At 56.8% G+C, this 14,796-nt stretch carries 15 protein-coding genes; 6 read left to right on the forward strand and 9 right to left on the reverse strand.

Annotated elements, in window-relative coordinates:
• Window positions 1-36: 36 nt before the first annotated feature.
• The 5 genes from JKG68_RS21425 to JKG68_RS21445 form a co-directional block, all read right to left on the reverse strand.
• The gene (locus tag JKG68_RS21425; protein WP_202063392.1) at window positions 37-753 is read right to left on the reverse strand and encodes an ABC transporter ATP-binding protein; all 717 of its coding nucleotides are present in this window, start codon (window positions 751-753) and stop codon (window positions 37-39) included.
• Window positions 753-1,469 (reverse strand): ABC transporter ATP-binding protein, encoded by a 717-nt coding sequence (locus JKG68_RS21430; RefSeq protein WP_202063393.1) that lies wholly within the window; start codon window positions 1,467-1,469, stop codon window positions 753-755. Before JKG68_RS21430 ends, JKG68_RS21425 begins: the two co-directional genes overlap by 1 nt.
• Window positions 1,447-2,400: a branched-chain amino acid ABC transporter permease gene (locus JKG68_RS21435; RefSeq protein WP_202063394.1), complete on the reverse strand. Its 954-nt coding sequence runs from the start codon at window positions 2,398-2,400 to the stop codon at window positions 1,447-1,449. Before JKG68_RS21435 ends, JKG68_RS21430 begins: the two co-directional genes overlap by 23 nt.
• Window positions 2,397-3,281: a branched-chain amino acid ABC transporter permease gene (locus JKG68_RS21440; RefSeq protein WP_202063395.1), complete on the reverse strand. Its 885-nt coding sequence runs from the start codon at window positions 3,279-3,281 to the stop codon at window positions 2,397-2,399. The genes JKG68_RS21435 and JKG68_RS21440 overlap by 4 nt, the downstream gene beginning before the upstream one ends.
• Window positions 3,282-3,402: 121 nt before the next feature.
• On the reverse strand, window positions 3,403-4,593 hold the full coding sequence (locus JKG68_RS21445; RefSeq protein ID WP_202063396.1) for an ABC transporter substrate-binding protein: 1,191 nt from the start codon (window positions 4,591-4,593) through the stop codon (window positions 3,403-3,405).
• A 223-nt stretch (window positions 4,594-4,816) separates the two neighbouring features.
• Here JKG68_RS21445 and JKG68_RS21450 point away from each other — a divergent pair, with 223 nt between their 5' ends.
• Window positions 4,817-6,208, forward strand: a complete 1,392-nt coding sequence (locus JKG68_RS21450; RefSeq protein ID WP_202063397.1) for an amidase — start codon at window positions 4,817-4,819, stop codon at window positions 6,206-6,208.
• Window positions 6,209-6,733: 525 nt separating this feature from the next.
• On the opposite strand, the gene JKG68_RS21455 is transcribed toward JKG68_RS21450, so the two are convergent.
• Both JKG68_RS21455 and JKG68_RS21460 read right to left on the reverse strand, forming a co-directional pair.
• The gene (locus JKG68_RS21455) at window positions 6,734-8,449 is read right to left on the reverse strand and encodes a hypothetical protein (RefSeq protein ID WP_202063398.1); all 1,716 of its coding nucleotides are present in this window, start codon (window positions 8,447-8,449) and stop codon (window positions 6,734-6,736) included.
• A gap of 391 nt (window positions 8,450-8,840) precedes the next feature.
• A complete protein-coding gene (locus JKG68_RS21460; protein WP_202063399.1) occupies window positions 8,841-10,292 on the reverse strand; it encodes a nidogen-like domain-containing protein in 1,452 nt (483 codons plus the stop codon).
• Window positions 10,293-10,818: 526 nt separating this feature from the next.
• Here JKG68_RS21460 and JKG68_RS21465 point away from each other — a divergent pair.
• Window positions 10,819-11,379 carry a response regulator transcription factor gene (locus tag JKG68_RS21465; protein WP_202063400.1) on the forward strand — a complete coding sequence of 187 codons (561 nt, stop codon included), beginning with the start codon at window positions 10,819-10,821 and terminating at the stop codon, window positions 11,377-11,379.
• Between the two features lie 98 nt (window positions 11,380-11,477).
• On the opposite strand, the gene JKG68_RS21470 is transcribed toward JKG68_RS21465, so the two are convergent.
• Window positions 11,478-11,873, reverse strand: a complete 396-nt coding sequence (locus JKG68_RS21470) for a DUF4870 family protein (protein ID WP_202063401.1) — start codon at window positions 11,871-11,873, stop codon at window positions 11,478-11,480.
• Window positions 11,874-11,938: 65 nt separating this feature from the next.
• A complete protein-coding gene (locus JKG68_RS21475) occupies window positions 11,939-12,457 on the reverse strand; it encodes a hypothetical protein (protein WP_202063402.1) in 519 nt (172 codons plus the stop codon).
• Between the two features lie 110 nt (window positions 12,458-12,567).
• On the opposite strand from JKG68_RS21475, the gene JKG68_RS21480 reads away from it, so the two are divergent.
• The 4 genes from JKG68_RS21480 to JKG68_RS21495 all read left to right on the forward strand — a co-directional run bounded on the left by JKG68_RS21480 (window position 12,568) and on the right by JKG68_RS21495 (window position 14,636).
• Entirely contained in the window at window positions 12,568-13,371 is an 804-nt protein-coding gene (locus JKG68_RS21480) for a hypothetical protein (RefSeq protein WP_202063403.1), read from the forward strand.
• 13 nt (window positions 13,372-13,384) lie between these two features.
• Window positions 13,385-13,534 carry a hypothetical protein gene (locus JKG68_RS21485; RefSeq protein WP_202063404.1) on the forward strand — a complete coding sequence of 50 codons (150 nt, stop codon included), beginning with the start codon at window positions 13,385-13,387 and terminating at the stop codon, window positions 13,532-13,534.
• 51 nt (window positions 13,535-13,585) lie between these two features.
• Window positions 13,586-14,014, forward strand: coding sequence for a DUF4852 domain-containing protein (locus JKG68_RS21490; RefSeq protein ID WP_202063405.1), 429 nt, complete (start codon window positions 13,586-13,588; stop codon window positions 14,012-14,014).
• A gap of 232 nt (window positions 14,015-14,246) precedes the next feature.
• Window positions 14,247-14,636, forward strand: a complete 390-nt coding sequence (locus JKG68_RS21495) for a BA14K family protein (protein ID WP_202063406.1) — start codon at window positions 14,247-14,249, stop codon at window positions 14,634-14,636.
• The last annotated feature ends 160 nt before the right edge of the window (window positions 14,637-14,796 follow it).

Below are 14,796 nucleotides of genomic sequence, written 5' to 3' on the forward strand. Positions count from 1 at the left end.
TCGTCCGTGATTGCCTTAAGACTCATCAGTAAAAGCCTAAAGGCCAAGATAAGCTTTACGGATCATCGGGTGTCCTTGTAACTCCTCTGACGGGCCGTCGAGCACCTGCTTGCCATTCTCGAGCACGTAAACGCGGTGACTGACAGCGAGGACCTGTTTCACGTTCTGCTCTACCAGCAGGATTGGAAGACCAGTCTCAGCGACCCGCCTTATGGCTGCCATCACTTCTTTGACGAAAAGCGGCGACAGCCCGAGACTTGGCTCGTCCATGATGAGCATCTTGGGTCCGAGCATAAGAGCGCGCGCGATAGCCACCATCTGCTGCTGTCCACCAGATAACTGACCAGCCATCGCGTTGGTGTAGCGAATTAGGTCAGGGAATAGAGTTTCGACCTTCGCCATGTTTTCGTCCCGGGCCGCCTTTGCTTCCGGCAAATAGGCCCCCAGCATCAGATTTTCACGTATCGTCATATTTGGGAACAACTGACGACCCATGGCTACGTGGGCCAATCCCTTACGAGCCATCTGATGAGGCCGTGCTCCCTTGATCTCCTCGCCATCGAATAGGATGCGACCGCTCCATGGAGCAATCATCCCTGAGATCGCCCTGAGGATTGTCGATTTGCCGCTACCGTTTCCCCCAACGAGGCCGACCAACTCGCCGCGATCCACATACAGGGACGCACCGAACACCACCTTCAGCGCACCATAACCAAGGTCGACATTGTCAACCTGCAGAACTGTCTGCCCCATCAGTCGGTCCCCAAATACGCTTCGATCACGCGCTCATTGCTCGTTACTTGCTGCGGAGTGCCTTCAGCGATCTTCTCGCCGCTGGCGAGCACGATGACATGGTCGGACAGCTCAATGATCGCCTCCATGATGTGCTCGACCATCAAGACCGCGAGACCTTGCGCGCTTAATGACCTTACGAAGACGATCATCTCCCGCAACGCAGGAGGATTTAGACCCGCCATGATTTCGTCGAGAAAGATCACCTTCGGTTTTACCGCGAGTGCTTTTGCTAATTCCAGCCGCCGTCGGCGCGCAAGATTAAGATCCAGTGCTGGCTGGTGAGCGCGATCCGCCAGTCCTACCTGCTCGAGAACACTCATTGCGAGGCGCTCCGCCTCGCTCCGCCGTTTGGCCGTCAGAAACGCGGCAACGAGCACATTCTCCAGGACCGTCAACTCCTCAAACGGCCGTTCGGTCTGGAAAGTCCGGCCGAACCCCAAACGGGTCCGCTTAAATGCCGGGAGCGCGGTGATATCCTTATCGAGCAAGGTGATCCTGCCGGAGTGCATGGGGGCAAAGCCCGTCACCGCATTGAACAGTGTGGTCTTGCCGGCTCCATTCGGGCCGATTAGCCCAAGGATCTCGCCGGAGCTAAGGGATAGGGAAACGTTGTTGACGGCCGTTACCCCACCAAACTTGACGGTAATGCCGTCAGCCCTGAGCACGTTTGGCATAGAGCCTCCGAATATGTCTGCGGGCCAGCTCCCCGACAATGCCGCGAGGAACGAAAAGCACAACCACAAGGATTAGGACTCCGTAGATCAGCATGTTCGCCTCAGCGAACGTGGTACGGAACATCTCTCCCGCTCCGATCAGCACGATGGCGCCGACTGCGGGCCCCCAGATCGTCCCGCGCCCACCGATGATGGCTGTGAGGGCGATCTGCACGGACAAGAGAAGGGCGAAAATGACGTGCGGCTCGATGAAGGCGAGTACGATCCCATAGATTCCGCCGCCAATTGAGGTGAGCGCGGCGGATAGCATAAACGCCTTCAGCTTCGTCGCCGTCGGATCAATGCCCGCCGCCATCGCCGAGTCCTCGTCTTCGCGGACAGCTCGTAGCTGATAGCCAAACCGGGCCCGGGAGATCACGATGACGGTCGCAATCACGACGGCCGCAAAAGCGAGCGCCATATAGAACTGCGCGGTTCTGGAGAAGAGGTCGACCCCAAATGGCTCGGGCAGGGTTGCAATGAACACGCCCGTAGCGCCGCCAGTCAGCCACTCCTCGTTGATGGCAACCAATCGGAGGATCTCCGCAACCGCGATGGTGGAGAGTGAAAAGTACGGCCCTCGCAGGCTGAAGGTCAGCCATCCCCAAAAATAGGCGAGGACTGCCGCAACAGCGGCTGCCATGGCCATCGTCCACCATGGCGCAAGTCCGAACTGGCTCTGGCCGATGAAGACAAAATAGGCTCCAAGGCCCACGAACGAGGCATGGCCAAGGCTCACCTGGCCATTCCATCCGCCGAGCAAGTCCCAGGATGTGGCCCAGCCGGCGAACAGCAGGACAGAGATCGCAACCGTCAGATTGTTAGGGAAGATGGCCGGATAGGCCATGCCGACAGCGAGCAGCACGCCCAATCCAATGAGATGTTTTGTCATACGCGCTTCACCGTCCGTCCAAATAGACCCTCAGGCCGGAAGAGCAGGATCAGCAGGAACGCAATCAATCCATAAGCCTCACGGTACTCGGACATAAAGTAAGAGGCGCCCAGAACCTCGACGACGCCCAGCAGAATGCCCCCGGCGATTGCCGCACCGACGTTCCCCAACCCACCAAGGACCGTAACGACGAAAGCCTTCAGCGTGAACACGGCTCCCGTGTTGGTCGGGGTCGCGAACAGGAGCGGGATGAGCGTGACACCTGCCATGACCGCCAGCATCACACCGAGACCAAAGACGATGCTATGAATCCGCCGCGTATCGATACCAACGAGCTCGGCGCCGAGTCGGTTTTCCGCAGTGCCGCGGATGGCACGGCCAACTTCAGTCCGATTCAGCAGCACATAGAGTGCCGCGATCATAATGACTGTGGCGATCCCAGCAAGAAGCAGGACCATAGAGACGTTCACTCCTGCAATAGAGAAGGTCGATGAGGCATACGACACCTGAACTGAGCGCGGCTCACCACCAAAGGTGAGCAAGATTGCGTTTCCGATGATCAACGAGATTCCGAGTGTCGCCAGAAGTGCTGACTCCGGCGGCGCATCGACGACCCGTGAGAGGATGAAGCGCTCAACAATAACGCCAGCAAAAAAGCCGATCGGCATCGCAAGAAGCAGCGACAGATATGGATCCCATCCGAGAAGAGCGTTGAAAAGGACAGCACTGTACATGCCGAGCACGACGAAATCGCCGTGGGCGAAGTTGATCGTGCGCATGACGCCGAACACAAGGGTCAAGCCAATTCCAATGAGGGCATAAACGCCCCCGATCAGAACGCCGTTGGCGATGTTCTGTAGAAAAATGTCCAACTCGGCCATTCCTGTTCCTGACTGCTGTCACGTGTTCATCCGCTGCAAGCAAGTGCGCGGTTGCGAGCCAATCGTCATGTGTGACTGCCGTTTTGATTGGACCGGCGGCTGTGCCGCCGGTCCAACGGTGTTAGCGGGTTGACCACTCCGGCGTGGGGTGCTGCGCCTGCTTCGCAGCGAGATCATCCGGGAATACCGTGACGTGCTTGCCGTCCTGGATCTGCAGGATAAGGCTTCGAATCGGGTTCTGGCCCTGGAAGCCGTCAGCACTCTTGAAGTTCACTGTCGTCACGGGCGTCGTGATGTCGGTGGCAGCCAACGCATCGCGCACAGAGTCACGCGACTTCGGGTCAGCACGGCGCAGAGCATCGGCCGCGACCATCAGCGCGAGATAGCCTTCTGCCTCATAGAACGAAGGCTCACCGCCGGCCTTGGCCTTCAGGCGCTCATAGAGCTCCTGAGCACCAGGATACTTCACGTCCTGGCTCCAGCTTACGGCCGTTGCAACATAGTCAGCCGATTTTCCGACTTGCTGAACAAAGCTCGGAAGAGCCGCGGACGTATCGATGGCGATGACCTTGGCGTTGAGGCCAACCTCACGCATCTGCCGGGTGATCGCGACACCATCCTCTGCATAGGATACAATATAAAGGATATCCGGGTTGGCGCCGCGGAAGCGGTTGAGGATCGGTCGGAAATCAGTCACACCCTGATCATAGGATTGGTCACCGACGACCTTGTACCCACGCTCCGAGGCGAGACGCTTGCCTTCCTTCGCCAGTGAAGTCGGCCAAGCACCGTTGCCGTACAGCATGGCGACCGTCTCAAGAGGTACATCTTTTTTTGTATTCTTGAGATGATCGAAGTAATCGAAATATGCCTTTCCGACGATTGTGGAGTTGTGCTTGGCGCGGAACACCCACGGCGAACCCGGCTTCGTGATGCTGTCGTCGGCGCTGCCCAGAACGATCATCGGAACCTTCTGGCGTGTCAGGAACTGCGCAAGAGGTCCTGTGATCGAGGAAGCGTAGGAGCCGATGACAAGCGGAACGTCTTTGCTGGCAAAACTCTCAGCTGCGGCAAGCGCACTCTTCGCTTCAGACCGGTCATCCTGGATCGTGAGGGTGAGCTGCTGCCCCTTAATGCCTCCGTTCGCATTGATCTCGTCAAGTGCAACCTGAAGGCCTGTACGATAGCGCTCGCCGAACGCGGCGAAGTTACCTGAAAGGCTGTTGATAACACCGACCTCAACCTGCGCCTGAGCAGGAGCGCCGGCGATGGCCAGAGTGGCTGCCAATGCAGCGGCGATAGCAATCCTCATTTTTCCTCACCCTTTTATCTGCTTCGCTAAGAAGTCTGTCACTGCAAAAAGGGACTCATTCTGCAGTGACTTAAACCTAGTGCGCGTTCCCGCCCCGCCAAACACTTTTTTCCTCGACAGAGCTTAGCTCGAGATTATCCTCTGCTACGGAGTGACATCTGTCATGGTTAGCATACAAGCGCCGCCGAAAGCGGCTATGTTTTAATATTGCGAGGGACGCTGAATGGTCGTGTTGGAACAGGATCCACTTGGTCAGGGAGGACTCTCTGGTTTCGCCCGACGGTTTCGAGCTGGCGAGATAACATCCGAACAGGCGACGCGGGCTTATCTCTCCCGCATCGAAGCGCTCGACCCGAGGCTCGGCGCATTCCAGCATGTTGCCGCCGAACAGGCGCTTGAGACCGCCCGCGCAATCGACGCGCTCTATTCGGCCGGCACTGACCTTGGTCTGCTGATGGGTGTACCGATCGCCGTGAAAGATCTGTTCGTTGTCGAAGGTATGCCCACGACAGCGGGCACCAAAATGAGCATCGACGACATCGCTGGACCAGAAGGTCCTCTGGTCAAGAGTTTGCGTCAGGCAGGATGCGTTATCCTTGGTAAGACAAGGACTGTCGAGTTCGCCCTCGGCATTACCGGGGTATCCAGCGCCCAGGGAACACCGATCAATCCATGGGACGCCCAAACGCCGCGCCTGCCTGGAGGCTCGAGCTCCGGTTCAGGCGTCGCAGTCGCCGCCGGTTTATGTGCTTTCGCCGTTGGGTCGGATACGGGCGGTTCAGTCCGCGTCCCCGCCGCGTTCAACGGAATATTTGGGTTCAAGACGACACCCGGTTTCTTCTCGACTGATGGAGCGTTCCCCCTGGCTCCTCATTTGGATACGCCTGGCCTGCTAACGCGCAGTGCCCGAGACGCTGCTATTGCTGTGGCTGCGCTCACTGGTGAACCGGAGGCACGCCCCCTTCCGGTCGAGGCGCTCCGGCTTGGCATTCCTCAGGAGTACTTCTTTGATAACCTCGATCCGGTTGTCGAAGCGCAAATTAGGGGTGCGATGGAAGCCCTGTCGGCTGCAGGGTGCCGGTTGAGGCCTGTGTCTGTTCCCGAGGCGAGCGAACGCGAGCGCTATTTCCCCGCTGTTCTCCCGGCTTGCCTTATTGCGACCCTTGGCCGAGATCGCTTCCTTGCCGGTCGTGACCAGATGGATCCAATTGTTGCGAAGCGCGCAACCTCTGGCCTTGATGTGACGGCAGCAGATTATCTCGCTCTTGAGGCGAAGCGAGCCAAGTCCCGCCAGAGCGTCTCCGAGAAATTCTCAGGATTCGACGGTTGGGTCACTCCAACGACCGCAACGCCTCCACCTTCCGTGGCTGACCTGGATGACGAACAGAAAGCCCTTGATCTTGCTTTGGGTATGACCCGCAACACTCAGCCTGCGAATTATTTCGCGTGTCCTGCCGTGAGCATCCCTCTGCCGCAGAAGCCTGGGAATCTCCCAATAGGACTGCAGATTATTTGTCCTGAAGGGGCTGATGTGCAGGCACTATCAATTGCACTAGCGATTGAGGAAATGCTCGGCACTCCTGAGGCTCCAAACTTGGCCGACTTTCTGAGCTGACCAAGTGCAGGACTGCTAGAGGACACATCCCTGGGTATCAGTCCCCACATGGGGACTGATACCCAGGGATTATGATCTGGCGCCACGCAAGGCTAAGCCGTTGACTATGCTTTTGATTTTTCCGGTATGCACTAACTCTGCGCTAACGGAGCATTAGGCTTCAAACGAACCCAGGAGAATATCAGATATAGTCGGCGTCCGATTGTATCAATATGACAGCAGCTTCATCAACGCTCGATCTGTCCAACCCCGGGGCTTCTCGTTCTGTATGAGCGGTACTAAGGCCATAGGTCAGCGCCCCCTTCTTGAAGTCACTGGTTTGGCTGGGGGCAAGATCCTCGTGCGCCATGAGGACAGCGAACTCAGCCTTTTCGCTAAGCTCTTGTGTCAAAAGCCCCTCGAAAAGGTCCCGGGAAGTTCGACGAGTTCGACTGCAGATGCGGTCATTAGTGGATCCCGTTGCGATACAATGGTCGGAATGAGTGGCCGACGTCGCCATCGCCTTTGGCGATGACGTGAACCGGTTCAATGCGTGTTGAAGTCGACCGTCCTTGTGCAGGCCGCCGCACCGACCTTCTTGCAGGCTGATCCGTGCATTCCGAGGGAGATGACAGTCTTCCCCTTGCGGGTCACGACTTTGTAGTCCCGGACGTACTCGTCGAATTTCACCACCCATTTGCCGGGTCCGGATGAGATCAGCATTTGCGTGAGACTGCCGGCACTGCCACTATAGGCGATGTGGGACTCGTCACATACCAGCCCGCCGTAATCGATGATCCAGTCCTTGATGCCGTCCCCGTTCAGGTCAGCATCGTTACGGGCAAAATCGTCCTCGAGCTGGAACGTCTCGCACATCTCAAGATTCGGCTTGATCGCCTCGACGATGTCGGCGGGATAAATCGAGATGTCGGTCGAAGGCTCCGGCGGGGGCTTGGAGCCGGGCACGAGGAAGCGGGAATCCACCCAACCCGATAGCTTGGACGTGCGGATCTGACAGAAGCGGGGAAGTCCTGCGGTGGGCTGCCCAAGGTCGGGGATGACCTTCTCTCCGTCGACTGCGTTGCAACCGAAGTTCTTCAGGCCCTTGGCATCATGCGGGAGTTCACCGACCTTTGGGGAGGATGGGGGCGGGTAACGGTGCAGGGGGAGCATCTGGCCGGGCTGGAGGCCTGTAACATTGAAGTGCTCGGCCTTCTCGTCCAGGGTGAAGGACTCTTCCCCGTACCACTTGGCGCCGCCGACCTTGATCGGCTTATGAGCACCGCACCTGAATGCATGAGCTTTGGTATCGGCGATCTCCGCCGCCTGCTTGTTGGCGTCCTTAGGGCGAGCGTTCACATAGGCCATGTGGCACGCGTCCTTGCCCTCCACCTTCGTGACAGCCAGCACCTCGGCATCTTTCCCGTCGATATTGCCGAGGAAGAACCTCAGGATCGAGGCAAACGGTTTTCCATCGCGAACGCGCCATTCGATCTTCTTGCCGAAGCCGTTTTTGCTTGGCCAGAACTCCGGCTCCCATGTGGTGTTCGTCGGCTCGCCGAAACGGACCACCATAATGCCGCCCGTATCACCGAACAGCACTGTCCGACCACCCGGGGCGGAGCATGTCCATTCACTCAGCTCCTCCTCACGGACGGTCTCCTTGCAAGTCCCCCCCTGAGTGTCGGAATAGACGGCGGTGACCGCCCCAGCTGGTGGAGGCGAAGTATCCTCGAGATCGATCAACGCCGGTTCCGGCTCCTGCTCCGGGAATATCCCGTACCGTACTTCCTTCGTGCAGTCGGAGACGAAGCTCCCCTTGTCGGTGACGTTGAAGAAGACGCCTAGCTTCGGAACATGGACGGCGAAGTTGTTTCTCTGGAGAGCCTGCTTCCCTTCCAGCCCTAATCCTTCCGTTGTCACGCAGACGGTACCCTCGACAGTGCGTGAACTACCGCCTTCCATGACCTTGACCCGGGCGGGACAGGTAGCCCAGAACTGCTTGCTCGTGCCGGAGTTTGGGCCATTGTCGCAGGCAGAATCATAGGCCCGGTAGATCGATGCGATCACGGTCGTGTCGCTGTCTTTGAATTCCTTGCCAAACACGTAGCCGGGCACCGGACCGGCGTTCGTCGAGCCATCCCTCGCCTTACGGCGCTCGGCGTCGGCCTTGTCGATGAGGTCCTTCCACATCTCAACTGCAGGCTCAGAATGCACCCCGGATGTGCGCAGGTCGTAGATCTTCATGAGGTTGCTTCTCATGAAGTCTTCTAGGGGGTCAGCGACGGCAGGAGTCACGAGCAAAGCCAAGACAACGGCTCCAGCTCGGATAATCTTTTTTGTGAGCATGATCTCTAGTCTTAGGTTGGCCTTCGGATCAGCAACGGGCTTTAGCAATCATTGCTGCGGGCTTTGACGAGGATCCTGGGCAGCCGCGATAGCGATTAAGGATTGGAACTTTGGAGCGCTGAACTCATGGAAGGGTAAAAGTGCTTTCTTATGGGTGCAGGGCTCTAGCGCATCGTACGGAACAGTGGACCCGGCTTTCCACGCGATGCGCTCTCCAAAGAGTGAAGCATCGGGCCCCAAAAGTGGAACGGCTTTTGGGCCCGATGATCTAGGACACTGAAAGAAAGTGTATTGTCGTTAGTCCTTAAATGACGAAGATGTCATCGTACTTCAAAGCAAGGCCTCTCTTCAGCTGAGCGAACTCCACCGCAGCCTTCGAGCCTGAGCCGTCCGAGTCATAGGACAGAACGCCAGTCTTCTTGTTATAGACAATGTAGTCGTTCTTATCCTTGGCCTTGTCTCCGACTGTGAAGTACTTCTTGTTCAGCAGTGCTGGAGCCGCCTCAGAGCCTTTCTTCCCGAGCTTGGAAAACACCTTGTTGTCGAGCCAGATGGTGTCATCGGCCGCCTTGAAGTCGGTCATCATATCAAAGTTCACCTTCCGGTCAGTCTTGGAGGTTCCAAGCTTCGAGTCAAAGATGAATGTGTCCCAGCCGTCCCCTCCGTACAGCTTGTCATTGCCCAAGCCGCCATTCAGCACATCGTTACCAGCCTCAGCCTTCACAATGTCCTTGCCCGATAGAGCAGACAGGCGGTTGGAGAGTGCATCACCCACGACGGTATCATTACCATAACCTGCAATCACGTGTTCCACACCCATGATCAGGTCGGAGTCGGTTTCCGAACCGAACGCCGTGCCAGCAGAAAGATTGATAGTCACGCCGCGCTTGGTGCTTGTGAACGTGATGGTATCGATATCAGCGCCACCATCGTAAGAGTCGTTGCCCTGACCGTGACCCGCAACCAGGATGTCATCTCCAGACCCGCCCAGAGCGCGGTCGTTACCGGCGCCCGGTTCGATCCGATCATTGCCAGAGCGTCCATCAATGAAGTTGTCGCCATCATCACCGAACAGGCTGTCGTTGCGTTCCGAGCCGATGCCTCGCACCTCCCCGCTGCGGACCTCGAACTCCCACACACCAGGGTTGCTCATGCTGCCGAGTGCAGATGTCAGGCCGAGCATGCCAGACTCAGATCCGGATTGGGGCAGCTCGAAGTAGTGCTCTCCATCTCCGGAGGAGAAGCCAGCACGAGCAACGTACCCACCGAGGCCGCTATAGCCAGATGAGGCATCACCTGTCGTCCAAGTCAGTCCGCCATAGCGGAAGATGATGTTGAAGTCGCCGCCACCCTGGTCGGTCAGTTCAAGCTGAAATGAGTTGAACTTCGAGACATGGCTATATCCGACCGCATTGTAATAGTCGACGTTGCTCCAAGTAACAATGAAGGAGTCACGCTCCTGGTTCAGTCCGTAGGTGACCTGTGATCCTGCTCCCCTTGTGTCGACATCAGCCCAGAACGGCGCAATAATCGCAAGGCTGTTTGAGCCGCCGATGATGCTGGGTGTGTAGGTGTAAAGGTCTTGGGAGAAGGTAACGTTCCCGTTGTTATTGACGTAGAGACCGTCGAAGTGCCTCCCGAAGAAGTTGATGCCACCTTCGAATACGGACGTGATGTCGATGTAGGAGCTCGATTCATCATCGTTCGCTGGCAAAACCTCGCTGCCAAACGGAGCAAAAATATTGTTTGCAACCATGTTTCTCCCCTGTTCTCTCGCTTAGTAGTACGGGTATGCGCCGGTACTTCATCGGGAGCTGATATCAGATGAGTTTTCAAAGGAGCACAGGGTAGAAATACAGTATGCTCACGCCCGAGATCGAAGACGATCTGTTATGCTCTGCTCGATCATGTGCACGCAACGCACTCGTCGGGAAGACTCCGCTCCAAGTGCAGTCGAGGCCGATCTGCTGAGGGCGCCCCGAGACGGCAGGCCTGATGATCGAACTGGTTGGTGCACCCCGGCGTCAGTTTCCCGGATGCGGCCAGTAATACATGTGGCGTTGCATATGAGGGCTCTCCTGGACGCTTCAGGCTGACCATTTACCAAACGACTTCCAATCCTCCTCATGCCTATAGCTTGACGCAAGGTTCTATGGTTAAGCTTCCGGGATCGTAGCTGTACTTCTGGTATGTGTCGCATGCAGTCCCGAGAGCTTTTCCGTCACGCTGCCGAGCAGTGGGCAAACCTCAAACCGACCTCTCATGACGATGCATTCCCACTCATGAAGCAGCTTGAAGAGTTCTGCGACTCATCGACAAATCTCTATTTTATCGACATGCAGGCTGATGACCCCTTAGCGTATGCGCTTCATCGGGTCGTGGAGAATGTGAATCTCCGAAGCTCCTCATCGCTGCTTGGCGACTATCCGGATCAAGCATACATGCGGAATGACGTCGCGCCTGCATACCACGCGGCTAAAGGTTCAGGTCTCATCAGCCAGATGACTCTGACCTCCCGCATTCAGGATCAGATCGCCACCTACGATCGGCATATTCTGCCTGCCCCACGGCAGAAGGGAACGCCGGCCTTCGCCGTTACCTTGTCAAAGACGCGGATCCTTCTTCCTGTCGAGCGTAAGCTTCTCACCGGTCGTGAGGAGGATGTTCTTGACCTGCTGGCACAGGGCCTCTCCTCAAAAGAGATCGCTCTCAAGACCAATGTGTCATTCCGTACTGTGGAACATCGCATCGCATCCATCAAAACCAAACTACAGGCGAAAAATGTCACTCACGCCGTCGCGATTTGGATGTCGCGTTTCCTCGGTATCGAGGTACGTCGCTAGCGCATCGGGCCTGAAATTGAATCCACTTTAGGCCCGATGCTCCACCCTTTGCCTGGCGGAAGGTTGCCTTCTCGCCACGTTCAGCCCGCAGTTTCCTTTCAGGAGACGGGCTTGCCCTCAAGGGCCTTAACAATGCCCTTGATAACCTTGTAGAGGTAGTAGATGCCCGTGCCGATGAGGATTGGGAGCCCAATGATGGCCCCCACGTAAGTAACAGTCAGTAGGAGGCCGACGACGCCGAGAGCAAAGGAGATCCAAAATGTTCGGATGAGCCACGGGTAGTGAGTAGCATAGGGCGTGCCGGTCGCATCACCGCGCTTAACATATGAGATGATAAGACCAACGATGGGGGTCAGTGGCACTACGATGCCGACCAGGAACAGCACATAGGCGATCATAGCAAATGTGCGCGATTCGGAATTGAGAATCGGGTTCTCGGAAACAGCCATCGCAGGCTGTGGGATATCGTCTGAGATTGGCTTAGCGGACGTCATCTTGATCACCCCAGTAAATATGGCTCGTTGTATAGGTTTCCAGCCCGAAAGGCTGGATCAGGATCTCAGGCAGCGACGACAGTAGGGTTCGCCCTCAGGGCCTTCAGGCCCCGTATTGCTGTAAGCACGACAAGCACAACCAAGGGAGCAACTCCAAAGTGAGGCCCGAAGGATACGAAGCTGGATACATCTGCGGATCGTCCGAACAGGGCCCGTGATCCGGCTCCGGCCATAGCAATCTCGCTGTAGCCTCTGACAAAGGCAGCGAAAACGACAATCGCTGCGAGGATAGCTCCGGCACCCATGAGAATAGCAATCACCCGTGTGGCGGACTTCGTCCCATCGAATGCTGGTGCAATAACGCAGCCCACGGAAACTAGACTAAGCCAGTAGGCCCATGAGCCGAGTACGGCTTCGTTATCTAGCCCGAATGAAGCGCCCATGCCAAAGGCTGACGAGCTGCCGAAGGGCAGGAACAGGGTGATAAGCATGAGAGCCACGATGGCAACGCGGCTGCGGATATCCGGAACAGCTTTGAATTTCAGAAGGAGATCTGTTGCCTCAGGAGTGCTATTGTCGTTCATCTTGATGATCTTTCTATTCGATTTCTGAAACCAGAAACACCGAAGTCGCACATCCTGAACGGGTAGGCTTTTCCGTCTCACATTACGATACGGTAAATCTACCTTATTTGATGCAGTTCTCCGGCACTGTATTCCTGGGGCAAACCTCACCACCCGCAACGGTTGATCTCGACCTGCGCGGCCCACCACCTGAGCCTCCAATGAGAACTAGAAGACTACTCAGCATTACATGCGCGGCGTTCCTGGCCATGGCTACGCCCGCTTCTATGAGCCATGCAGAAGAGAAAGGCCCTACCTACAGCAGCGAGCAGATCCTAAATTTCGAGCTCGCTGGCCTCAAGCTCAATATGACTGACGTTGACGCCGCCAAGGCGATGACGGACGCCGGCTACGAGGGCAAGTGGGACCAGGAGATCAGCGATTACGTTAAGGGATGGCAGCAGGTTGACCGTGCTATCTTCCCGTTCCGCTATATCGCAAAGGATGGCAAGGTCCGGCTCTGGAGCGTCAAGTACAAGCAAATCTTCGATGTGAACATGTCTGAGGACATCCTCAAGGCGAAGATCACCGAGAAGTATGGCGAGCCTACCAAGATCGAGAACGGTGACCTCGTTTACGAGTCCCCCTGGCCGTACGACAAGATCACGAAGAACGACGCGCACAGCTGCATCTTTTTCAGCGGATCCTTCTGCAAGAACAACCCCTTCAAATCCAAGCATGAGCTTGAAGTGGCCTACAACAACGCCGAGATGCGCCCGCAGCTGCGCGTCAGCATCGGTCCGAAGGAGCTGGTGGTCGATCTTAACTTCCGACTGGCAGTGGAGGAGGCCAAGCAGTTCCATACTGACCAGGCTAAGGCTGCCGAGGAAGAAAAGCGCCGTAAGGCATCCAAGAATTTGGATCTCGGTCTCTAACGGAGTCTTACCCATGAAGCGCGTTCTTGGAATGCTCGTAGCCCTCAGCACGACGGTCAGTCCGCTCATTGTCTCGGCCCATGAGTTCAGCCCGCACAACGTATTTCTCGCTTACCTCAAGCTCGCAGAGCCAACGAGCCTGACCCCCTACATCTCGATCTAGGAAGAGCGCTTTGCTCCGAAAGTGGTCGGTCCGCAGAACGAATTCAGCAAAGTGACAACCATTGGCGATGCTGAAAAGATCTTGGCCAAAAACCTCCAGGCTTTTGATGTCACCGAGTCGTTTACGATCCCGGTATCAGCGAGCTTTGGGGAGTACGACTTCGACAGGAAGGTCTTCGATTTTCGCCCCGTCACGGCTGCTACCGCCTTCAACAGTGGCGATCGCCCGTGGAAGGGATCCGGAGATATACAGGTTGTGTTCATAAACACGAAGGACTTCTACGGCCTCCCAATGAGTCCCGCCGAAGCGGAGGTCTTCGTAAAGAAGAACGGCCGGGGCGTCGCCATCGACGTTGAGTTCGTTCCAGTCACCGCACTTGAAGGCTCCGAGAAGATCCGGGCCAAGATCGTGAAAATCGATGTCTATGCCGATAGCGGCCGGAAGAAACTCATCCACACGATGACGGCGCCCACCAGCTAGAGCACCGGACGTGAAAAGTGGATACACTTTTGGGATCCAATCCGATGCTTGGCTCTTCAAAGAACGCATTGTTGGGCGCGGACTCGAAGGGCCGCGCCAGTGACCCGCAGGGCCACACGACGCGCTAGAATTAGTCGAAGCTCGATTGAGCAGCGGGCTTCATATCCACCCTGTAGGTATTCGGACCACTCCCTCTGGCCAACAGTCCAGAAACAGACCACAAGGAAAGTATATGCGTAAGTTTGCATTTCTGCTTGTTGCCGCCTCTATGCTGGCGGCTCCGATCTCTCAGAGTTTTGCGGCCCCCCGCAACCAAATGCCGAATATCACCCAGGAATACCCGGGAGAGGGGTACACACAGTATCGCCGCTATTACGGCGGCCCTCGTTACTACCGTCGTGGCGGCAATGGTGGCGCCGTCGCAGCAGGCGTTCTCGGCTTAGCGGCTGGTGCCCTGATCGCAGGCGCTATTGCCAACCAGGCTCAGGCCGCACCGCCCCCTCCTCCCGGAACGGTCAACCCGCAGCTTGCCGCATACTGCGCCCGCAAGTACCGGTCCTATGATCCGCGAACCGGCACCTTCGTCGCTAGCAACGGCTACCGTTACGTCTGCACGTACTGATTAGCTCTGCATTGATCGGACGGAAAGAGGCTCCGAACCGGAGCCTCTTTTTTGTGTCGTAAATCCTAATACTACAGCCGGGCCTTGTGCGTTGTCTTAGACACGGAGGTGTCGCGCCATGACGCATGCAAGCGAGGCCCACCGCTGGGCCGATCAACTG

It is taken from the genome of Microvirga aerilata (genome assembly GCF_016743775.1).
Lineage (GTDB): Bacteria > Pseudomonadota > Alphaproteobacteria > Rhizobiales > Beijerinckiaceae > Microvirga > Microvirga aerilata.